Origin of the sequence: Nonomuraea sp. NPDC047529, assembly GCF_040642995.1 — a bacterium.
In the GTDB taxonomy this organism is placed as follows: domain Bacteria; phylum Actinomycetota; class Actinomycetes; order Streptosporangiales; family Streptosporangiaceae; genus Nonomuraea.
In genome coordinates this window covers 14,141-34,825 of sequence record NZ_JBEYTJ010000043.1, presented here as the reverse complement: position 1 = coordinate 34,825, position 20,685 = coordinate 14,141, and the positions used below count along the sequence as shown (strand labels likewise).

At 71.6% G+C, this 20,685-nt stretch carries 18 protein-coding genes; 5 read left to right on the top strand and 13 right to left on the bottom strand.

Annotated features, from left to right (window positions below):
• Nucleotides 1–60 precede the first annotated feature (60 nt).
• The 6 genes from ABZ815_RS43340 to ABZ815_RS43315 form a co-directional block, all read right to left on the bottom strand.
• On the bottom strand, nucleotides 61–1,809 hold the full coding sequence (locus ABZ815_RS43340) for a bifunctional metallophosphatase/5'-nucleotidase (RefSeq protein WP_357707380.1): 1,749 nt from the start codon (nucleotides 1,807–1,809) through the stop codon (nucleotides 61–63).
• A 45-nt stretch (nucleotides 1,810–1,854) separates the two neighbouring features.
• Nucleotides 1,855–2,664: a carbohydrate ABC transporter permease gene (locus ABZ815_RS43335; RefSeq protein ID WP_357707378.1), complete on the bottom strand. Its 810-nt coding sequence runs from the start codon at nucleotides 2,662–2,664 to the stop codon at nucleotides 1,855–1,857.
• Nucleotides 2,657–3,589, bottom strand: a complete 933-nt coding sequence (locus tag ABZ815_RS43330; protein WP_357707377.1) for a sugar ABC transporter permease — start codon at nucleotides 3,587–3,589, stop codon at nucleotides 2,657–2,659. The genes ABZ815_RS43335 and ABZ815_RS43330 overlap by 8 nt, the downstream gene beginning before the upstream one ends.
• Before the next feature lie 3 nt (nucleotides 3,590–3,592).
• On the bottom strand, nucleotides 3,593–4,840 hold the full coding sequence (locus tag ABZ815_RS43325; RefSeq protein WP_357707376.1) for a sugar ABC transporter substrate-binding protein: 1,248 nt from the start codon (nucleotides 4,838–4,840) through the stop codon (nucleotides 3,593–3,595).
• A gap of 125 nt (nucleotides 4,841–4,965) precedes the next feature.
• Nucleotides 4,966–7,335: a phospholipase D-like domain-containing protein gene (locus tag ABZ815_RS43320; RefSeq protein WP_357707374.1), complete on the bottom strand. Its 2,370-nt coding sequence runs from the start codon at nucleotides 7,333–7,335 to the stop codon at nucleotides 4,966–4,968.
• Nucleotides 7,332–8,972 carry a beta-N-acetylhexosaminidase gene (locus ABZ815_RS43315; protein WP_357707373.1) on the bottom strand — a complete coding sequence of 547 codons (1,641 nt, stop codon included), beginning with the start codon at nucleotides 8,970–8,972 and terminating at the stop codon, nucleotides 7,332–7,334. The genes ABZ815_RS43320 and ABZ815_RS43315 overlap by 4 nt, the downstream gene beginning before the upstream one ends.
• A 199-nt stretch (nucleotides 8,973–9,171) precedes the next feature.
• Between ABZ815_RS43315 and ABZ815_RS43310 the strand changes: the two genes are divergently transcribed.
• The 3 genes from ABZ815_RS43310 to ABZ815_RS43300 are packed head-to-tail and all read left to right on the top strand — an operon-like array spanning nucleotide 9,172 to nucleotide 12,105.
• A complete protein-coding gene (locus ABZ815_RS43310) occupies nucleotides 9,172–10,344 on the top strand; it encodes an ROK family transcriptional regulator (RefSeq protein WP_357707372.1) in 1,173 nt (390 codons plus the stop codon).
• Nucleotides 10,345–10,397: 53 nt separating this feature from the next.
• On the top strand, nucleotides 10,398–10,856 hold the full coding sequence (locus ABZ815_RS43305) for a MarR family transcriptional regulator (protein WP_357707371.1): 459 nt from the start codon (nucleotides 10,398–10,400) through the stop codon (nucleotides 10,854–10,856).
• 13 nt (nucleotides 10,857–10,869) lie between these two features.
• Complete coding sequence (locus tag ABZ815_RS43300; RefSeq protein WP_357707370.1) at nucleotides 10,870–12,105, top strand: epoxide hydrolase; 1,236 nt, start codon at nucleotides 10,870–10,872, stop codon at nucleotides 12,103–12,105.
• Between the two features lie 36 nt (nucleotides 12,106–12,141).
• Here the strand turns inward: ABZ815_RS43300 and ABZ815_RS43295 are convergent, their stop codons facing one another.
• The 6 genes from ABZ815_RS43295 to ABZ815_RS43270 form a co-directional block, all read right to left on the bottom strand.
• Nucleotides 12,142–12,912 carry a hypothetical protein gene (locus ABZ815_RS43295; protein WP_357707369.1) on the bottom strand — a complete coding sequence of 257 codons (771 nt, stop codon included), beginning with the start codon at nucleotides 12,910–12,912 and terminating at the stop codon, nucleotides 12,142–12,144.
• 55 nt (nucleotides 12,913–12,967) lie between these two features.
• Entirely contained in the window at nucleotides 12,968–13,948 is a 981-nt protein-coding gene (locus tag ABZ815_RS43290; RefSeq protein ID WP_357707477.1) for a CU044_5270 family protein, read from the bottom strand.
• Nucleotides 13,935–14,423: an RNA polymerase sigma factor gene (locus ABZ815_RS43285; RefSeq protein WP_357707368.1), complete on the bottom strand. Its 489-nt coding sequence runs from the start codon at nucleotides 14,421–14,423 to the stop codon at nucleotides 13,935–13,937. The genes ABZ815_RS43290 and ABZ815_RS43285 overlap by 14 nt, the downstream gene beginning before the upstream one ends.
• A gap of 72 nt (nucleotides 14,424–14,495) precedes the next feature.
• Nucleotides 14,496–15,389, bottom strand: coding sequence for an aminoglycoside phosphotransferase family protein (locus ABZ815_RS43280; protein ID WP_357707367.1), 894 nt, complete (start codon nucleotides 15,387–15,389; stop codon nucleotides 14,496–14,498).
• An 82-nt stretch (nucleotides 15,390–15,471) separates the two neighbouring features.
• Nucleotides 15,472–17,421 (bottom strand): DUF6596 domain-containing protein, encoded by a 1,950-nt coding sequence (locus ABZ815_RS43275; RefSeq protein WP_357707366.1) that lies wholly within the window; start codon nucleotides 17,419–17,421, stop codon nucleotides 15,472–15,474.
• Nucleotides 17,421–17,735, bottom strand: coding sequence for a YciI family protein (locus ABZ815_RS43270; protein WP_357707365.1), 315 nt, complete (start codon nucleotides 17,733–17,735; stop codon nucleotides 17,421–17,423). The genes ABZ815_RS43275 and ABZ815_RS43270 overlap by 1 nt, the downstream gene beginning before the upstream one ends.
• 63 nt (nucleotides 17,736–17,798) lie before the next feature.
• Here ABZ815_RS43270 and ABZ815_RS43265 point away from each other — a divergent pair, with 63 nt between their 5' ends.
• Entirely contained in the window at nucleotides 17,799–18,443 is a 645-nt protein-coding gene (locus tag ABZ815_RS43265; protein WP_357707364.1) for a DUF998 domain-containing protein, read from the top strand.
• Between the two features lie 62 nt (nucleotides 18,444–18,505).
• Here ABZ815_RS43265 and ABZ815_RS43260 read toward each other — a convergent pair whose 3' ends face one another.
• Nucleotides 18,506–19,741: an oxygenase MpaB family protein gene (locus tag ABZ815_RS43260; protein WP_357707362.1), complete on the bottom strand. Its 1,236-nt coding sequence runs from the start codon at nucleotides 19,739–19,741 to the stop codon at nucleotides 18,506–18,508.
• A 215-nt stretch (nucleotides 19,742–19,956) separates the two neighbouring features.
• Between ABZ815_RS43260 and ABZ815_RS43255 the strand changes: the two genes are divergently transcribed.
• Entirely contained in the window at nucleotides 19,957–20,679 is a 723-nt protein-coding gene (locus tag ABZ815_RS43255; protein ID WP_357707361.1) for a TetR family transcriptional regulator, read from the top strand.
• The last annotated feature ends 6 nt before the right edge of the window (nucleotides 20,680–20,685 follow it).

Here is a 20,685-nt window from a genome sequence, read left to right as displayed (position 1 = left end):
CCAGCGCGTCCCGAACCCCGGGGGGGCGGGGGGACGGCCGGTCCCCCCGCACGGGAAGTCCTACGGGAGCCGGATCGCGCGGTCCAGGGCGGGCGGGGTCAGCGGCCCCTGTCGCAGGTAGGCCCGCATGGCCTCGTAGTCGCGGTTGCCGCGCACCGCGTCGGTGTACCCGGCGAAGGCCGTGTAGCCGTCGGCGCCGATCAGCGTGTACGCCAGCGCCGCCAGCCGGTATGTCCTGCCGATGTCGAGCGGCTGCCCGTTGATCACCACGTCCGCGGGATTGATCCGGTCCCCCACGGGCCGGTTCGGGGAGTAGGAGAAGCGGACGTTCTTGGACACGGCCAGCGGGGCGAACTTCACGGTGCCGTCGGCCTGCGTCTGCCACTGCTGCTCAAGGGCCTGCTCGATCTGCGCGCCCTTGACCGAGACGGTGAGCACCGGGTTGGCGTAACCCCATGCCGCCCAGGACTCGCCCATGAGCACCCGGCCGTCGGCGTCGGCGGGGTTCGTGCCCTTGGCGAACTTCAGGTCGCCGCGCAGCGAGTTCGAGCCCTTGGTCGGCGCCACGGCCGCCATGGCCAGGTCGGCCTTGCCGCCCTCGGTCTGCTGCGAGTCGTAGTACTCCACGTCGGCCACGGTGTTGCCGAGCGTGCTCTGCCCGGTCGCGTCGCGGGTCCTGGTGAGGTCGCCGGTGATGGTCCCGTAGGGCTTGGCGTAGGTCTCCTTGGTCTTGGCGTTCCAGTGGTCGACCAGCTTGACCATGGCGGGGTCGGGGGTGACGTCGCGGGTCACCGGGTGGTTGACCGCGGTGGTCTCGGGCCTGATGACGTCACGGGTGCGGCGGTCGAGCTTCAGGTTGATCTCGCTGATGAGGCGGCCGTGGTTGGCGGCCTCGACGACCGGGCGGAGGTTGCCGGCGGGGTCGGGGAGCGAGCAGGTGAAGTACCAGTGCCAGTGGCCCGTGACGATGACGTCGATGTCGGCCGAGGCGTTCTTGGCGAAGTCCCAGATCGGCCCGCCCTTCGGCTCGCCGCAGCCGTTGTAGTCCTCCCCGGCCTTGCCACCCTCGTGCACGTTGGCGACGATGGCCTTGACGCCGCGCGCCTTGAGGATGGCGGCGTACTTGTCGGCCGTCTCCACCAGCGGCAGGTTGTCCAGCGACGGCTGGTAGGAGGTGGAGCCGTCCACGGTGGTGGGCGTGGTCAGGTTGATGAACCCGACGGGGATGCCCTGGAAGCGCTTGATCACGTACGGCGGGAGCACCGGCCGGTCGTCGCCCTTCTGGACGATGTTGGCCGTGGAGAAGGTGAAGTCGGCGCCGGAGAACTGCTGCCCGTCGGAGTCGGTGAAGCAGCTGTCGAGCCCGATCTCGCCGAAGCACTCGCCCTTGCCCATGTGGTCGCGCAGGAAGCCCAGCGACCGGTCCAGCTCGTGGTTCCCGACCGCGGTGAACTCCACCTTGATCTTGTTCAGGAACTCGATGGTGGGCTCGTCGGCGTGGTAGGACACCTCGGTCGGCCAGCCACTGAAGTTGTCACCGCTGGCGAACGTGACCGTGTTCTTGCGGCCTTGCCTGAGCCGGTCGAGATGCGTCGCGATGTACGGCGCGCCACCCACCACCAGGGTGTTCCCCTGCGGATCCTTGATCGTGCCGTCGGTGGCGTTGGACTGCGGGGTGATGTAGCCGTGGAAGTCGGTCAAGGACAGCAGCTGCACGTCCACGGGCTTCGGCTCGGCCTGTGCGGGTGAGGCTGTCGAGGCCAGAGTGACGCCTAAGGCGACAACGATCCACTTACGGAACGAAGACACACTTGCTCCTCAATAGGTGAAATATCGGGATAAAAGGCTTGCGGATCAGCCCTTCGAGCCGGTGAACGCGATCCCGGCGATCAGCTGCCGTTGCATGACCACGAAGAGAACGATCACCGGCAGCGAGGCCACGACGGACCCGGCGAAGAGGATGGGGTAGTTGGTCAGATACTGGCCGCGCAGCGAGGCCAGCCCGGCGGAGAGCGTCATCATCTCCGGGTCGGTGTTGACCACCAGCGGCCAGAGCAGGCTGCTCCAGGACCACATGACGGTCAGCAGGCCGAGCGCCAGCAGGCCGGGCCGCACCAGCGGCAGCATGATCCACCAGTAGATCTGCAGCGGGTTGGCGCCGTCCAGCCGCGCCGCCTCGTCCAGCTCCTTGGGCAGAGTCTTGAAGAACTGCCGCAGCAGGAACGTGCCGAAGGCCCCGAAGACGCCGGGGGCGATGAGCGCCTGGAGGCTGTTGAGCCACCCGAGCCCCTGCATGATCTCGTACCGCGGGAGCAGGAACAGCTCCCCCGGCACCATCAGCACGGCCAGGAACAGCATGAAGACCAGCCCGCGCCCGGGGAACTCCAGCCGCGCGAAGGCGAAGGCCGCCAGCGAGCACAGCAGGAGCTGCCCTGCCGTCACCGCCACCGTCACGATCACCGTGTTGAGGAACTGCCGCCCGAGCGGCACGGTCTGGAACACGTCGGCGAAGTTGTGCCACTGCCAGGAGGGGACCGCCGTGGGCGGCACCCGCATCGACTCGGTCATGGTCTGCAGCGAGACCACGAGCTGCCAGACGAACGGCGTGATCATGATCAGCCCGCCGGCCAGCAGGACCGCGTGCACGATCCAGCGCCTACTCATAGTGCACCCACCGCTTCTGCAGCCTGAACTGGACGGCGGTCAGCAGGAGGATCAGGGCCAGCAGCACGACCGCGATCGCGGCGGCGTAGCCGCGGCTGTTCTGCACGAAGCCCTGCTCGTAGAAGAGGTAGACGATGGTGCGGCTCCCCGCCAGCGCCGGGCTCTTGGTGTCGATCATGAGGTAGACCAGGTCGAACACCTGCAACGCGTTGATCAGCGTGATCACCGTGACGAAGAACGTGGTGGGTGTGAGCAGCGGCAGCGTGATGCGGAAGAACTGCCGCAACCTGCCCGCGCCGTCGATCGAGGCGGCCTCGTAGTAGTGCTTGGGGATGCCCTGCAGCCCGGCCAGGAACAGCACCGCGTTGTACCCGAGCGAGGTCCAGATCCCGACCACCGCGATCGCGTAGATCGCGAACTCGGGGTCGGACACCCAGTAGGGCCCGTCGATGCCCACCTGGGCGAGCAGGTAGTTGATCGGCCCGAAGTCGCCGTTGTACAGGTAGCGCCAGGTCAGGCCGACGGCGGCGGGCATGGTGACCACCGGCAGGAAGTACAGCGTGCGGTAGAAGCCGAGCCCGCGCAGCCCCGGCACGTTGAGCAGCGCCGCGATCACGATCGACAGCGGCACCCCGATCAGCACGAGCACGGAGTAGAGCAGCGTGTTGCGCAGCGCGCCGACCATCTCCTCGTCGCCGAAGAGGGCGACGAAGTTGTCCAGGCCGACCCATGTCTGCCCGCCGAACACGCCGGACTCGGTGAAGCTGAGATAGAGCGTCTGGACGATCGGCCACAGGTAGAACACGGCCAGCCCGAGGGCCATGGGCGCGATCAGCGCGTAACCCCAGAGCCAGTCGCGGCGCGACCGCCGCCCCGGCGGGGCCGCCGCCCCGACGGCGGCGGCCCGTTCCTCGGTCAGCACCATCGGCTACTCCTTGGCCAGGATCTCGTTCATCTGCGCGGCGATCTCCTTGGCCGCCTCCGCGGTCGGCCGCTTGCCCGCCCACGCCTCGGCCAGGACCTTGTTCTGCACGTCCTGCCACTTGGCGGTGTTGAGGGAGACGGGGTACGGCACGCCGTTCGGGATCGAGGCGTCGAACGTCTCCTTCAGGCGGTAGTTCGGGAAGGCGTTGAACCAGCCGTCCTGGGTGCCCGCGCGGGAGGAGACCGAGGCGCCGCCGGCGTCGCTGAGGATCTTCTCGGCCTCGTCGGAGGAGAGGAACTGGGCGAACTGCGCGCTCTCGGCCGGGTGCTCGCTCTTGGCCGAGACGGCGTTGGCCAGGCCGAGCAGGATGACGGCCTCCTGCGCGGGCCCCTTGGGCAGCGGCGCCACGTCGACCTTGTCGCCGCGCTCGGTGTTGGCCTTGAACGTGGTGGCGAGCCAGGAGCCGCCGTAGTACATGGCGTACTTGCCGGTCATGAACAGTTGCACCGGGCTGGTGTCGGTGGTCGCCTGGGCGGGCGGGGCGACCTTGTCCTTGTTGATCATGTCGGTCCAGAACTCCAGGCCCTGGATCGAGCCGGGCTCGTCGAAGCCCGACTTCTTGCCGTCGGCGGAGATGACGTGGCCGCCGGCCTGGACCATCGTGGGGTAGAAGCCGCCCTGGTCCCACAGGGGGGCCAGCAGGCCGTACTGCTTCTTGGCCGGGTCGGTCAGCTTCTTGGCGGCGGCCCGCAGGTCGTCCCAGGTCCAGTCGGCGGTCGGGTAGGCGACGCCGCCCTTGTCGAAGAGCTCCTTGTCGTACCAGAGCACGGGGACGCCGACGTCACGCGGCATGCCGTAGAGCTTGCCGTCGTAGCGGTAGCCGTCCACGATGGCCTGCGGGAAGGCGCTGACGTCGGCGTTCTCGAAGGGGGCGATCACGCCGCCCTTGGCGTACATCCGGACGTTGAGGCTGTTCATCCAGAAGACGTCGGGGGCCGCGCCGCCGGTGGCCGCGGTCTGGAGCTTGGTCCAGTACTGGTCCCATGGGGTGATCTCAAGCTTGACCGTGACGTCGGGGTGCTGCTTCTGGAAGGCTTCGATGATCTTCTGGGTGCTGGGCTGGTCGTTCTTCTCCCAGATCGCGTAGCTGATCGTGACTTTTCCGGACTTGGTGCTGGTGGTGTCGGTGCCGGAGCCACAACCGGCCAGGGTCATCGCCAGGGCGGCGGCCAATGCCATACGCAGGCGCATGGGCGTTCCTTTTCTCTGTAAGCCGTCGGCGGGCAGGCCGGAGGACGGCGTCGGGGGTGATGATCAGGTCTCGATCTCGGCGGGTCCGCCCGCGCGGGGGCGGCGGGCGGTGAACGGCGGCGGGCTCAGAATCCGGTGTTGGTGAAACCCGTCCTGGCCACGACGTCGCCGTATCCGTTGACGTCGAAGTCCTCGACGTAGAACAGGTGGAAGCCGCGGCCGTCGGCGGCGACGGCGGTGCCCGACTGGTCGCCGACCGTGTTCGGGTTCATGCGCTCGCAGGGGAAGCGGCCGGTCGTCGTCCCGTCGGCGTTGAAGCCGCGGGCGTACACCTCGTGGGAGCGGCCGGCGTTCCACGCGTCGGACTCGGTCCAGCCGACCACGAACCGGCCGGTGTCGTCCACGGCCACGGACGGCGTCCCCTGGACGGCGCACCTGTCCACCGAGGACACCTCCCCGCACAGCGGCGGGTACTCCTTGCCGCCGTCGGAGGGCGCGTTCGGCGCGTACTGCCCGAACGCGACGGGGGTCTCCGCGAACCGCTGTCCCAGGGACGGCGTCAGGCCCCGCGTCCGCACCCGCCAGACGGTCGTCACGTCGCCGCCGGTGACCGCCACGTTGTCGCTCCAGGCCACGACGCTGTCGCCGCCCGGGGTCGTGGCCACGGCGGGGGCCAGGTGCTGGGTGGCGGCGTTGGTGTTGATCCTCGTGGCGGGCGCCACGGTCGCGCCGGTCGCCGAGATCCGCCTGCCGTACACGTCGGGCGCCTGCTGCCAGACCACGGTCGCGGCGCCCGCGCCGTCGACGGCCACGTCCGGCCGGTCGCCCGTGCCCACCTGGAGCGGGGCGAAGGCGCGGGCGGTCAGGGAGGAGTAACCGGCCGCGCGGACGGTTCCGCTCGGCCCGTCCTCCCACACCACCGTGAACCCGCCGCCGCCGCGGACCGCGATCCTCGGCCGGGTCTGGTCGCCGCTCCACTGCGGCTCGTTGGCCCAGATCGCCGGGCTCAGCGTGCCCGACGGCGAGAGCCTGCGCACCGCGATGTTGTGCTCGCCACGGCAGTCGCCGTCCTCGGCCCAGGCGACGTACGCGTTGCCCGCGTCGTCCACGCCGGCCGACGGCTGCACGTGGTTCCAGCCGGTGGCGCAGCCGACCCCGCCCATGGAGACCTTCACGGGGCCGGTCACCGGCTGCCCGTCGCGGTAGATGCGCGCGTAGATCTCGGTGCCGTCCACGGAGGCGCGGTCGCGGTCGTCCTCCCAGGTCACCGCCGTGTAGCCGGATCGCATGGCGGCCGCCCTGGGGGCGCGCTGGTCGTCGGGGCCGTTGGCGGCCATCTGGAGCCCGGCCCCCGGGTAGGCCCTGGGGACGATTTTGATCATCTCGTCCAGCATGGAGGTGAAGTCCGCGTCGTACAGCGCGTAGGTCGCCGCGTCGTCGACGCGGACGAAGGAGTCGTCCGAGGCGGTCAGGGAGCCGTTGTTGAGGTTGTGGGAGCCGGTGTAGACGTAGCTGCGCCGCGCGCCGCCCGCCGCCGCCGACGGCCCGTCCACCAGGACGACCTTCGAGTGGAGGCCGTCGGGCGCGCAGGTGCCGCCCGCCGGGTAGCGGCAGCCGCCGGGCCGGAAGGTGTGCACCACGATCCCGCCCTTGGCGAGCTCCTGGGCGGTCGCGACCGTCTGGTTGCCCTCGGCCACGAGCACCTGGACGTCGCAACCCTGCTGCTTCTTCGCCTTGAGCTCGGCGATGACCAGCGGCCGGTCCGTGGCGAACTGCGACTGCGCCACGCGGATCGTGCCGGGGCAGCCCACGTCGCGGATCATGGCCGCGACCAGGTCGGCGCTGCCGTAGGCGGTCTGGTCGTAGGCGGTGTCGCGGGGCTCCATCCAGACCGTGACCTTGCCACTGGTGGAGGTGAACGGCGCCCGCCAGGTGGTCCGCACCCGGGAGGCCAGCGTGTCGAACGCCTGCCGGTAGCCGTCGGCCAGCCCGGCGTCGCCCGTGCTGATCAGCATGTTCTGGTGCATGCCGTTCTCGGGGCTGAGATTCTGCGAGCTCTGCACGACCACGTCGGTCCTGCCGTCCGTGAGCCGGCTGAACACGAAGAACTTGTGGTGGCTGATGTCGGTGTCCGGCCCGTTGCAGCCCCTGTCGCAGAGCGTGACCGGCACGCCGGCGGCGGCCAGCTCGTCGAGCAACGGGTGGGACCCGGACCCTTCGGACACCACCCGCACGTCGACACGCCGGTCGTGCGCCGCCGCCAGAGCGTCCTTGACGGCCTCGATCTCCAGCACGAAGGTCGCCACGCGCAGGGTGGAGTCGGGGGCGGCCAGGTTGATCAGGTCGAGCAGCCTGGTCAGCAGGGAGCCGTCGAGCGTGCCGTCGACGCTCGGCCTGCTGAAGTAGGCCGACACCTGGGGAGCCGCCGCCTGGGCCGGGGCGACCGGTCCGAGCAGGGACAGGCCGACCAGGATGACGAACAGGCGCTTGATCATGACCGCTTCCCTTCGCTGTGGTTCCGCCGCAGGTCGCGGGTCCAGGCAGCCACCTCGGCCTCGGTCTCCGCCCGCTCCCGCGGCCAGCCGCGGACGTCCGGCCGGGTCTGCCACGGCTCGGGGCCGGTCTCCTTGCGGTACTCCACGCCCAGCGCGGCGAGCCGTCGCTCGTGGTGGTGCAGCCGTGCCCGGAAGTCCTCGTAGTCGCCTCCGCCGGGGCTCCACACGACCTCGGCGAAGGCCGAGAGCCTGGGGAAGGCCATGTAGTCGAGCGCGCGGGGCGAGTCGATGTGCTCGGTCCAGAGGTTGGCCTGCGCGCCGAGCACGCGGCCGGCCTCGGCCTCCGTCAGCTCCGCGGGCACCGGCTCGTAGGCGTAGACGTCGCGTAAGGAGATCACGCTGCCGATCGGGACCGGCTCGTCGGAGCGGTCCGACTGACGGAAGTCGAGGTAGAGCTCGGTGAAGGGGCAGGTGACCACGTCGTGCCCGGCCTTCGCCGCCACGACCGCGCCGTACGTCCCGCGCCAGGACGCGACCGTCGCCCCCGGCGGCAGGCCGCCCTCGATGATCTCGTCCCATCCCAGCAGGCGGCGCCCGCGCGCCGCCAGGTGGTCGGAGAACCGGTGGATGAACCAGCTCTGCAGCTCCGCCTCGTCGCGCAGGCCGAGCTCGCGGATGCGCCGCTGGGCCGACGGGCTGCGCCGCCACTGCTCCTTGGGGCACTCGTCGCCCCCCACGCAGACGTACTCGCCGGGGAAGATGTCCATGACCTGGTCGAGCACGTCCCGGTAGAAGGCGAGCGTGGCGTCCTCGACGTTGAGCACGTTGGGCGAGACGCCCCACCTGGTGGCGACCTCCAGCCGTTCGTCGAGGTTGCCCAGCTCCGGATAGGCCGCGATGGCCGCCTGCGAGTGTCCGGGCAGCTCGATCTCCGGCACCACGGTGACGAACCGGTCGGCCGCGTACGACACGATCTCCCGCAGGTCCTCCTGCGTGTAGAAGCCGCCGTGCGGGCGGCCGTCGAACATGTCGTCCCGGCGGGAACCGAGCGGGCTCTCCCTGCGCCACGCGCCGACCTCGGTGAGCTTCGGATATCCCGTCACCTCCACCCGCCAGCCCTGGTCGTCGGTGAGGTGCAGATGCAGCACGTTGAGCTTGTGGGCGGCCAGCAGGTCGATGTACCGCAGCAGGTCGGGCTTGGGCAGGAAGTGCCTGGCCACGTCGATCAGGCAGCCCCGCCACCGGAAGCGCGGCCGGTCGGCGACGGTGACCGGGGCGAGGTGCCAGTCCCGCTCGCCGACCGCGCCGCTGCGGAAGGCGTCGGGCGGAAGCAGCTGGCGCAGGGTCTGCGCGCCGTAGAACGCCCCGGCCGCGTCACCGGCCTCGATGCGCACCCCGTCCGGGCGTACGGTCAGGCGGTAGCCCTCGGGGCCGAGCCCGTCGGTCAGGGTGAGCTCGATCGCGCCGGGCCCCGGCGCTCCGGGGGGCAGCGGCAGGCCGGTCACCGGGAACAGCACGGTACGCAGCCAGCCCTCCACCCGCGAGAGCCCGGGAGGCGCGGCGATCACTGTGGTCGTGGTGAGGGCGAAGGGTTCCCCGCCGTCTCGGGTCAGATGGACGGGTCGCGGCAGCAGCAAGACAGGTCCCTGAGGGGTCGGGGGGTGGGGATCGGCGGTCAGTGACAGGGTGGGCGGCGGGTCGTACCATGGCGCTCGGCTTCCGGTCGCCGCGAACCGCCCGCGGCCACGCCCATGATCTGGCCTCTTTTCTGGGTGAGCGCCTCGATCTGGATTTATGATGTAGCTCACCATTAAGATTCGTCAAGAAGGGTTCTCAGTGACGCTCTCCGTGACCGGCGGCGACCTTCAGCGGCTCCGGCGGCTCAACGCGATCGCCGCGCTCTCGGCCCTGCGCGCGGGCGGGCCGGCGACGCTGACCCAGCTCGCCGAGCGCGCCGACCTGGCCAGAGCCACCATCAAGGTGGTGGTCAAGGACCTGATGGAGCTGGGCTGGGTGATCCAGATGGATCCGAACGGCGGGGAGAAGGGCAGGCCCGCGCGCCGCTACCGGTTCCACGCCGAGGCCGGCCGGGTACTCGGGCTCGACATAGGAGCGCACAAGGTGCTCGCTGTCGTGGCCGACCTCGACGGCAACGTCCTGCACACCACGCGGGAGCCGGCCTCCCCCGAGCAGCCGCGCACCGAGCGCCTGGCCACCGTGGACCGGGCCATCGAGTCCTGCCTGACCGGCTCGGGCACCGCCGCCTCCGACGTCTGGCTCGCGGTCGCGGGCAGCACGGGCTATGTCGACCTGCAAGGACGCGTCGTGCTCTCGCGCGCCATCCAGGACTGGTCGGACGTGCCGCTGGCCGACCATCTCGGCGCCCGGCTGCGCTGCCCCGTCCTGGTGGAGAACGACAGCAGGCTCGCCGCGCTGGCCGAGTGCCGCAGGGGCATCGCCCGCGACGCGCGGAACCTGGTCTTCCTGCACGTCGGCCGCCGGGCCGGCGCCGCCGTCGTGCTCGACGGGGTCCCCCTGCGCGGCGGCGGCGGCGCGGCGGGCGAGATCGGCGTGCATCCGCTGTTCAACCTCGGTTACGTGGGCGAGCTCCTGCAGGCCGTCCCCTCGGTCGAGCCCGGCACACCGCCCGAGGCGGTCGCGGGAGCGGTGTTCGAGGCCGCCAGGCGGGGTGACGTCGAGGCACGCCGCGCCGTCCTGCGCTACGTCAAGGTGCTCGCGCTGGCCACCACCGCGATGGCCCTCACCGTCGATCCCGACCTGGTGGTGCTCGGCGGGGGCTTCTCCCGCTCGGCGGACGTGCTCATGGAGCCGCTGCGGGTCGAGCTGGAGACGATGTGCCTGCGCACGCCCGAGCTGCGGGCCTCCGTGCTCGGGGACGAGTGCGTGGCGATCGGGGCCGTGTGCCACGGCGTCGACCATCTGTCCAAGGTCCTCTTCGATCCGGAGACCGACCTGCCGGCCGCGTCCTCCCCCTTAATAACGGTTTAGTCCACCGAAAGTCGGCCCTCCTCACTTACATCGAAGTTCGATATAAATGGGTCGTGGCATCTTCGCAGGCGGGCCACGGCCCCGCCCTGGACCTCGACGAGCTGGTCGGCGCGATCGAGGAGTTCAACACGTACTTCATCCGGCTGCCCTCGGTCAGACGGCTCAGCTTCTCGACCCTGTCCGTGCTGCACACGCTGGCGGGCAAGGGTCCGATGCGGCTCACCGACCTGACGGCGACGGAACAGCTCAAACAGCCCGCGCTCACGACCCTGGTGGCCAAGCTCGAACGGGACGGGCTGGTCTCACGCCGTCCCGACCCGCGCGACGGGCGCGCCGTCCTGCTCACCCTCACCGAGGAGGGCATGGGCATCGTCCGCTCCCGGCGCGCCGACCGGGTGGCGCGGGTTGCCCGCCTGGTGGAGCACCTGAGCGATGACGAGCGCGCGGCGCTGGCCCGGTACGCGGGCCTCCTGGGCCGCCTGACCGAGATCGCCGCGCGTGTCGAAGACTAGGAGAACGGTCCCCTTGACGAATCGCCCCTTCCCGCTGCGCCCAGAACCGCTGCACGTCCCCGACGAGGTGCTCGACGACCTGCGCCGCAGGCTCGCCCTGACCAGATGGCCGGCCACCGCCGGGAACGAGGACGGCTTCTACGGCGTGCGCGGCGACCACCTGCGCGACCTGGTCGCCTACTGGGCCGGCGGCTTCGACTGGCGTGCGGCCGAGCGCGCGATCAACGCCTACGAGCACTACCGCGTGGACGTCGGCGGCGTGCCCGTGCACTTCATGCGCAAGCCCGGCGTCGGCCCCGCCCCGGTGCCGCTGATCCTCAGCCACGGCTGGCCCTGGACGTTCTGGCACTGGTCGAAGGTGATCGACCCGCTCGCCGATCCGGGCGCCCACGGTGGCGATCCGGCGGAGGCGTTCGACGTGATCGTGCCGTCGCTGCCGGGGTTCGGCTTCTCGGCCCCGCTCGACCACCGGCCGGACATGAACTTCTGGAAGATCGCCGACGTGTGGCACGAGCTGATGACCGGCGTCCTGGGCCATGACCGGTACGCCGCCGCCGGGTGCGACGTCGGGGCGCTGGTCACCGGGCAGCTCGGCCACAAGTACGCCGACGAGCTGTACGCCGTCCACATCGGCTCGGCGCAGAAGCTCACCATGTTCAACGGCGACCGCGCCTGGGACCTGAGCGGCGGCATGCCCATCCCCGACGGCCTGCCCGCCGACGTGCACGCCCGGATCGTCGAGCTGGACAGGCGGTTCGCGGTGCATCTGGCGGCGCACGTGCTGGCGCCGTCCACGCTCGGCTTCGGGCTGGCCGACTCCCCCGCCGGCATGCTGGCCTGGATCCTGGAACGCTGGACGAAGTGGTCCGACAACGGCGGCGACATCGAGAACGTGTTCACCAAGGACGACCTGCTCACCCACGCGACGATCTTCTGGGCGGGCAACACGATCGACAGCTCGATCCGCACCTACGCCAACAACAACCGCTACCCCTGGACGCCGTCGCACGACCGGTGGCCGGTCGTCGAGGCGCCCACGGGCATCACGTTCGTCGGCTACGAGAACCCGCCCGGCGTGACGACCGGCGAACAGCGGATCCAGGGCTTCGTCGACGGCGAGCGGGGCGCCTGGTACAACCACGTCGACATCACCGCCCACGACCGCGGCGGCCATTTCATCCCCTGGGAGATCCCCGGGGAATGGGTGGCGGACCTGCGCCGCACGTTCCGCCCCTACCGCCCGGCCTGACCCCCATCGAGCTCGACGCGCGGCCCGGCCCGTCCGTCAGGACGGGCGCGGCGCCGCCAGGAGCTCGCCGACCCGGACGACCGCGAACTCGACCTGGCTCTGCCCCTCCTCCCAGTTCGCGATCAGCGTGCAGCCCACGTCGCCGAGCAGGTCGCCACCCGTGCGCTCGGTCCGCAGGTACATCAGCCCCTCCTCGCCGTCGGTGCAGAAGAAGCTCAGGTGGGTGAACAGTTCGGGCGGGGTGAGGCCGCCCAGCGCCTCCTGCCACTCCTCGGCCGCCTCCGCCTCGAACGGGAGCAGGCTCTCGGGGCCCGTGCCGAGCGCGGTGGCGACCCGCATCGCGTCGAAGAGCGTGCCGTCGGAGACCAGCCGCGGGTGGCTGACGGTCCAGGCGTCCCGCAGGCCGGGCCCGGCGAGGTCGTGCCGGGCGAGCAGGGGAACCAGATCGCCGCCCAGGACGAGCCGGTCCGCGAAGCACACCGCCGCCAGGTCCGACGCGAACTCCGGCGGCAGCCCCGCCTTGTCGAACTCGAAGACCGACCGGCTCGCGTCGAACGTCGTCGGCGGCTCGTCCACGTCGAAGATCGGGCAGTCCCAGACGACCGGCTCGGCGCCGGCGAGGGCGGCCGGGGTCACCCAGGCGACGTCACGCGCGAAGCCGAGCTCGTCGATGAGGTTGCCGCCGAAGAACGTCGCATAGGTGGCGTCCGCGTCGAAACTCGACAGCGGACGGCCGAGCAGGATCTCGAAGGCGCCGGTCAGCTTCGCTGCCCACGGACCCGGCATGGTGGCGGAAACACAGTTCATGCCGGGACCGTATAGTCCGTCCCTCTCAATTCAGGCCGGGTTCGCGGGCTTGTGCTCAGCGCTGCTCGGGCAGCACCGGTCTCGCGTCGGTCCAGCCGGACGCCGTCAGAGCGGTCCACGCGGTGAGCTCGTCTCCGTCGAGCCGGTCCTCCATGGCCAGCGGGCGGCCCGACGCCTCGTCGATGACGATCCGTTGCACTCCGCCCTGGAGCTCTATCCCTGTCCCCACCCGTCCCAGGGGGTCGCTGATCCTGCCGAGGTTCTGCACGCCCGGAAGGTCGGCGAGCATCCGGTAGAGCGCGGCCCGTATCCTGGGCGTGGTCGGAAGTTGCGACAGCAGACTGACGGCCTCCGCGAACAACGCCTCGTCCGACTGCTGACCGGCCTGCCGGGCCCACTGCTGAAGGACCTTCTTGAGCGCCGCCGGATCGGCCGGCAGGTCCATCACCTGCTTCGTGGTGACGGGCGTGGCTCCGACCATCGGATAGGACACCTCCGGGTAGCGCTTGTCGTCGAGCCGTACGGCGAACGGCGGCGCGGTCAGCGGGCCCACTCCGGGAACCCCGGCCCCATCGCAGTCACTCAGCCTCCATCGGCCCTGCAGGCGCCAGGTCTCCTCATCGGCGCCGGTGAGCGGCTTGCCCGACTGAGCGGTGACCACGAGCCAGCTGGGGTCTCGTCCCGACTTCGCCATCCAGAGCTCGTGGGTGCACGTCACCCGGTAGCCGACGCTCTTGGGGGTCCCGCCGCCGGGCGGCCCCTGTCCCGCGCTCCGCAGCGCCATGCTCAGCCCCACGGTGTGCCAGTAGCGGCCGGTCGCCGGGGTCGCGGTCTCGATCCGCTCCGCGGCGGCGAGCAGTACGCTACGGGCGGACATGGCGACAGGCGTGGCGAGCCGGGCGTCCGTGCTCCGCACGAAGACGACGGCCGCGACCGCGACGGCCGCGACGGCGGTGAGCCGAAGGCCCGTCAGCAGGGTCCGTCTCGGGCGCGACGGCCGGCGAGCGGGCTCCCCCGGCGCGTCAAGGGCGGCCAGAACCAGCAGGTCGTCGGCGGACAGGCGCGATCCGCGATCCAGCGAAGCCGGCCTTGGTGCAGCCGAGCACCTCGGCCGCCTCCTCGGCGGACAGGCCGTGCCAGGTGGTCAGGGTCAGGAGCTCCTTGTCGGCATCGGACATCCTGGCCAGCGCCCGCAGCACGGCGACCCGCGCGGTGGCCTGTTCGCCCGCGTCGAGGGCGGCCGACTCGGTCCACGTCCTGAGCTCGGCCTGAAGGGCCTCCCGCCGTACGGCCTGCCGGAGGTTGTCGCTCAGCACGTTGCGGGCGACGCGGAAGAGCCATGGCAGCTCGGCGTGGCCGGGAATGTCGTCCAGACGCCGCCAGGCCACCAGGAAGGTCTCGCTGACCACTTCCTCGGCGAGTTGGTGCCCGGCGCGGCTCGCCGCGTACGCGTACACCCGCGGTTGGTAGGTGTCGTAGAGCACGGTGAAGCGCTCATGTGGGTCGGGCAAGCCGGTTCCTTCGGTCGTGGACGAGTCGTTCCTAGACATGTGGTCCGAAGGGCGGCTTTCTTACATCCCGATTCAGCCGGCGAGGGCCTCGGTGATCTGGCGGGTGGTCTGCGCGGCGACCCTCGGGTCGACGGCGGCGTAGGCGGTGTACGCGTTCAGGCCGGTGGCGAGGGCCCAGCCGCGGCCCCGGGTCCAGGTGGCCTCGTCCACGCCGAGCGCGGCGCGGAAGGCGGCCCGGCTGCCGGCCGACATCAGGGTGAAGGCGATCGTCAGGTCGCAGGCCGGGTCGCCGATGCCGAGGCCGCCGAAGTCGATGACCGCGCTGATCCGGCCGTCGGCGGTCAGCAGGTTGCCGGTGTGGAAGTCGCCGTGGAACCAGACGGGGGCGCGGTCCCAGCCGGGGGCGCTCATGGCCGCCTCCCACAGGGCGGTCATGGCCCTGCCGTCGAACACGCCGCCGAGCGCCGCGATGGCGGCCCGCGTCGCGCGGTCGCGGCCCGCCAGCGGCTGCTCGCCGAGTTCCGGACGTCCCTTGAGCGACCGGACGGACTCGGGCATGAACCGCTGCAGGGCGGCCAGGAATCCGGCCAGCTCCACGGCGGCCTCGGACGAGCCGGCCAGCGCCTCGACGGTGGCCGCCTCGCCCGTCAGCCAGCGGGACACCGCCCACCGCCACGGGTAGCCGAAGCCGGGCTCCCCCACCTCCACCGGCACCGGGACGGCCAGCGGCAGCCGCGGGGCGAGCCGGGGCAGCCACTCGCGTTCCTTCTCGGCCTGCCCGACGGCCCCGGGATGGCGGGGCAGCCGGACGGACAGCTCCTCGCCCAGCCGGTAGATCACATGGTCGGAGCCCGCCGGGTCGAGCAGTCGCAGCGGCAGCCCGGCCCACTGCGGGAACTGCGTGTCGACCAGCCTCCTGACCAGGGCGGCGTCGATCGTGGGGCGGATGTCCGCGGTTTCCGGCAAAGGCGACTCCTTCGACGGGCCCGCTCGGCGCCGCGGGCGGCCGGACCATCACACTGCATCGCCGGCCCGCCTGTCGACCCGATTACCCGGCCGCCGGCGCCGGACGGCGTCCCGACGTCGCGAGCTGGTGCAGGGTGTAGCCGCCCGAGGCCTGCTTGAACAGGTACTCGGCGCGTTCGTAGGACAGGCGGCGCCTGCCGGTCTCTGGGCACAGGTCGGCCGGGTCCGGCGTCCGGGCGGGGGCGGGCCTGCGGCCGGCCAGGAAGAGCGGGCCGCCGGTCCGGCCCGCGACCAGCTCCTCCAGCAGGGCCGCGGCGCCGTCGCCCCACGTGATCGTGGCGGCGCGGCGGGCGGGCAGGTCGAGGTCCTCGACGTTGAGCGCGAGGACGGCGGCGGCCGAGGCGCCCGACTCGTGCACCAGCCGCCACAGCGCCCTCTCCCGCGGCGACGGGTGCCGCCAGAGCGCGGCCAAAGCCTGATCGGCGACGGCGGGGCGCCTCCTGCGGTCGTCGTGCTTCCTGGGCAGCTCGGCCGGCAGGTCGCCGAGGCCCGCCCACGCGCCGAAGGACCGTACGGCCGCGCGGTGCCGGTTCCAGGTCCTGGGCGCGGCCGTGCTCCAGGCGGCGGCGAACACCCTGGCCACGAGGGCGGGGGTGATCTCGGCCAGCGGCGTGGCGGCCCCCAGGTCCAGGCGCAGCCGCCGCAACGTCTGCCCGTACGACCGGATCGTCCCGGCGTCCAGGTCCGTGCGCGCCAGGAACCGGTCCGCCGCCTCGCCGAGCAGGGCCGTGTCCCGGACGCCCGTCGTACGGGCGAGGGAGGAGGCGGTGCGGTGGCGGGCTGCTCGGGTGAGGAGGAAGGCGCGTTCGGCGGTGTTGCGGGTGAGGGCGGCGGCCCGCTCGAACGCCGTCGCGGCCTCGGCGTCGCGCCCCGCCCGCGCCAGCAGGTCGCCGTGGACGGCCGACAGCGGCGGGTAGTCCCGCAGCGCCGGGTCCGACAGCAGCGAGTCCACCAGCGCCAGCCCCGCCTCCGGCCCGGTCGCCATGCCGACGGCGACCGCCTGGTTGAGCCGGACCACCGGCGAGGGCAGCAGCCGTGCCAGCGCGCCGTAGAGGGCCGCGATCTGGTCCCAGTCCGTGTCGGCCGCCCCGGCCGCCTGCGCGTGACACACCGCGATCGCCGCCTGCAGGACGTACGGCCCGAGCCCTCCGCCCGCCTCCCGCGCCCTCAGCATGGAGGCGAACCCGCGCGCGATCAGCTCCCGGTCCCACCGTCCCCGGTCCTGCTCGTGCAGCTGCACCGGCTCCCCCGACGGCCCGGTACGGGCGTCCGCGCGCGACTGCTGGATCTCCATCAGCGCCACCAGCCCGTGCACCTCCGACTCGCCCGGCGCCAGCCCGGCCAGCAGCCGTCCGAGCCGCAGCGCCTCCAGCGCCAGGGCGGGCCGCATCAGGTCCTCGCCCGCCGTGGCCGAGTAACCCTCGTTGAAGATCAGGTAGATGACCTCCAGCACGGACGCCAGCCGTACGGCCAGCTCGGGCCCCTGCGGCAGCTCGAACGGCACCCCTTCCTCGGCGAGCGTGCGCTTGGCGCGCGCGACGCGTCCGGCCACGACCGCCTCCCGCACCAGGAACGCACGGGCGATCTCCGCGGTGGTCAGGCCGCCGAGCAGCCGCAGCGTCAGCGCGGTCCGCTCCTCGGCGGGCAGCACGGGATGGCTGGAGACGAACATCAGCCGCAACACGTCGTCGCCGGGCGGCTCGTCCTGGCCGGGCCGCTCCGGCCGGAGTTCGCCGATCACCCGGTCGTGCCGCCGGTCGCGGCGCAGGTGGTCGAGGGCGCGCCGCTTGGCGGTGGTCATCAGCCACGCGCCCGGCCTGTCCGGTACGCCGTCGCGCGGCCAGGTCTCCAGCGCGGCGACCAGCGCGTCCTGGGCGAACTCCTCGGCCAGGCCCACGTCGCCGAGCATCCGGGCCAGCCCGGCGACGATCCGCGCGGACTCCTCCCGCCAGACCGCCGTGACGACGTCCATCAGTAGATCTGGCGCATGTGGCACTCGCCGTCGCCGACGACCGCGAAGAAGCGCCGCGAGATCTCCAGCGCCTCCTCCCGCGAACCGACCTCGATCAGCGCGAAGCCGCCCGCCATCTCCTTGGCCTCGGCGAAGGGCCCGTCGGTCACGGTCAGCTCACCGCCCGCGGACCTGAGCAGGGTGCCGCCCAGCTCCATGCCTCCGGTGGCGAGCAGCACGCCCGCCTCGGTGAGCTCCTGGATGAACCTGCCCATCTCGACGTGCAGCGTCTCGTCGTCGCGCCGCTCGCTCACGTTCGTCAGCAGAAATCTCATGTGCGTTCCCTGTCACATCGCCCGTTCGTCGCGTATGCAGTAGAACACGAAAGGACACGGGACATGACCGCCATCGCCCCCACCGCCACCCCCGCCTCGACCCGCACCCTGCTGACCGCGGGCGCCGTCGCCGCCCCCCTGTGGACGGCGGTCAACCTGGTCCAAGTGCTCACCCGCGAGGGCTTCGACATCGTCCGCCACCCGCTCAGCCAGTTGTCGACCGGCTCGCTCGGCTGGATCCAGGTGGCCGACTTCCTGGTCGTCGGCGCGCTGGTGATCGCCGGCTCGTACGGGCTGCGCCGGGCCGTCCCCGGCCGGTGGCTGCCCCGCCTCCTGCTGGTCAACGGCATCGGGATGATCTCCGCCGGGATCTTCCGGATGGACGCCGGCGACGGCTTCCCCGTCGGCACCCCGGCGGGCCCGCCCACGACGATGAGCTGGCACGCCGGGCTGCACATGGCCTCCGGCTCGATCGCCTTCATCGCCCTGGCGGCGGCCTGCTTCGTGCTCGGCCGTCACTTCTCCCGGGCCGGGGCGCCGGGCTCGGCCGTCGCGTCCTTCGTGGCGGGCGTGGCCGTCATCGCCGGGAACGGCTGGACGATGAGCGGCGGCCCAGGGGGTTCGGTGACCCTGGCCGTCGGCGTCACCGGCGCGATGTTGTGGGTGTCGGCGGTCGCCTACCGGCTGCGCCGTCGCCCCCTGGTCTGACACGCACCCCGAAGACCCTCCCCGTCACCGGCGGGGAGGGCCTTCTGCTTGGGCGGGGGCGGTCAGCCGGGACGGTTGCCGGTCGGGATCACGATCTTGGTCTGCGCGCCCTTGGTCAGGTAGAACGTGGTCCACTTCTTGATCATCTCGTCGAGGAGCCAGGCCGCGGCGGGAACCAGCGGCAGCCCGATCAGCCCCTCCCTGAACTGCACCAGCAGCGGCCAGGCGGTCTTGACGACCGGGTCCCACAGCGGCTCGCGCGGGATGCCGTTCCAGTCGGCCGCCTGGTTGCCGGTGAGGTACCGGGAGAACGCGTTGACCAGGGGCTTGTCGATGCCGCCCGGGCTGGTCAGCTCCGCGAGCATGCCCCGCAGGATGCCGTTCAGCTCCACGCCCTCGGCGGTGGGCCCCATGTTCCTGGGCAGCACGATGTCGGACTGGGCGTAGGAGGAGTCCCAGGTGGCGGGGATGAACTCGTCCCTGATGCCGAGCATGTGCGCCAGCAGCTGCAACGAGTGCAGGTACGCTGCGGACTCGCCGGCGGAGATGCGCACCTTCCACTCGCGCATCCCGCGCATGGAGTAGGTCGCCAGGGTGTGCCACGTGACGAGCATGTCCTCCTGGCTGATCGGGATGGGCCCCGGCCAGTGGGGGGACGACTTGAGCAGGTGCCGCACGGCCGCGTGCACCAGCCGGGTCTTGACGGCCTCGACCACGGCCGTCCCGCCGGGCCCCCAGGCGTTCTGCGGCCTGACCGCGTAGGCCAGGACGTTCGTCTTGGCGACCCGGTCCTTCAGGTCGGCGCCGCCCGCCGAGTAGTAGACCGCGCGGGCCTCCTTGGGGATGGCGGTGGCCAGCATGCCCGCCCCGACGATGGTGAGGACGACGATGTAGTTGCCCTTGAGCGCGTGGAAGCGCGAGGCGGCGTCCAGTTTGCCCTGGTCGGCCCACGAGGGCAGCTGACGCGCCTGCTCGATGAAGGCCCGCAGGTCGGTGGGGAGCCCGGCGGGGAGGGGCTGGTCGTTGCGGTTCCAGTCGTACAGCAGCCGGTTGACCTCGGGGATGACGCCGCGGTCGAACAGCGAGGCGAGGAGTGGATCGGCGACGTCGTCCCACACCCATCGGGGGTCGGCGCCGGTGCCGGAGCCCGCGACCGAGCCGGAGGCCGGCCAGGTCCAGTCGTCCGCCAGGGTCTTCGCCAGGGTCTTCGCCTGGGCCGGAGAGGTGATGCCCAGCGCGCCGAGGGCTCCCAGGGCGGTGCCCGAGATCAGGATCTCGCGCCTGCTCAGCTCTGCCATGCTCTGCACTCCTTCGAGATGGGGGGTCCCGCTCAGGGCAGTCTCGATCGGCTCGCCGGAGATCCGCCGAGCAGGGGGCGCGTGTCGGCGTCGTCGCCGGAATCACGCCTGCCGAGGTCTCCCACGCCGCTTCCTCCTTCTCGTGCGAGGCCGAGAAGTGGGTGATACTGAGAAACAAACCTTGAGTCTGTGTATCATCATGAGAGCACGATGTGATGGACATCACAAGACCCGCCCCCGAGGCGGAACCGGACCAGGAGGTGATCGTGGAATCCGTGCTGTCCGGCTTCATGGCGCCGTCGGGCTCGGAGTCGTTGCTGGAGCGCGCGTTCGTCGACGCCGTCGAGCGGGTCGGCGACCTCGACGAGCTGAGGGCGCGCATTCTCGACGCGGCCTACGAGCAGTTCTGCCGGATGGGCATCAGGCGCTCCACCATGGAGGACGTCGCGCGCCTGGCGAAGGTGTCCCGGATCACCGTCTACCGGCGCTTCGACACCAAGGACACGCTGGTCGAGCATGTGGTCCGCCGGGAGTTCCGGCGCTACTTCGACCGGTTCCTCGTCGACATCGAGCAGGCCCGCACCCCGGCCGACAGGGTGGTGCTCGGCTTCGTCAGCTCGTTGCGGGCCATCCGCGGCAACCCGCTGATCGGCGGGCTCATCGCCACGGAGCCCGACCTGCTGGTGCCGTCCATGATGACCGACGGGGGCCGCACCCTCGCCACCGTGCGGCAGTTCGTCGCCGGCCAGCTCCGCCGGGAGCAGCGGGCGGGCAACGTGTCCGACCGCCTGGACGCCGACCTCGTGGCCGAGATGATGGTGCGGATCTCCACCTCCTTCCTGGCGATCCCCAGCGCCGTCATCGACCTCGACGACGACGGGCAACTGGCCGCGGTGGCCAGGCGCTTCCTCGTGCCGATGCTCGAACCCCCCGCCTGATCCCCT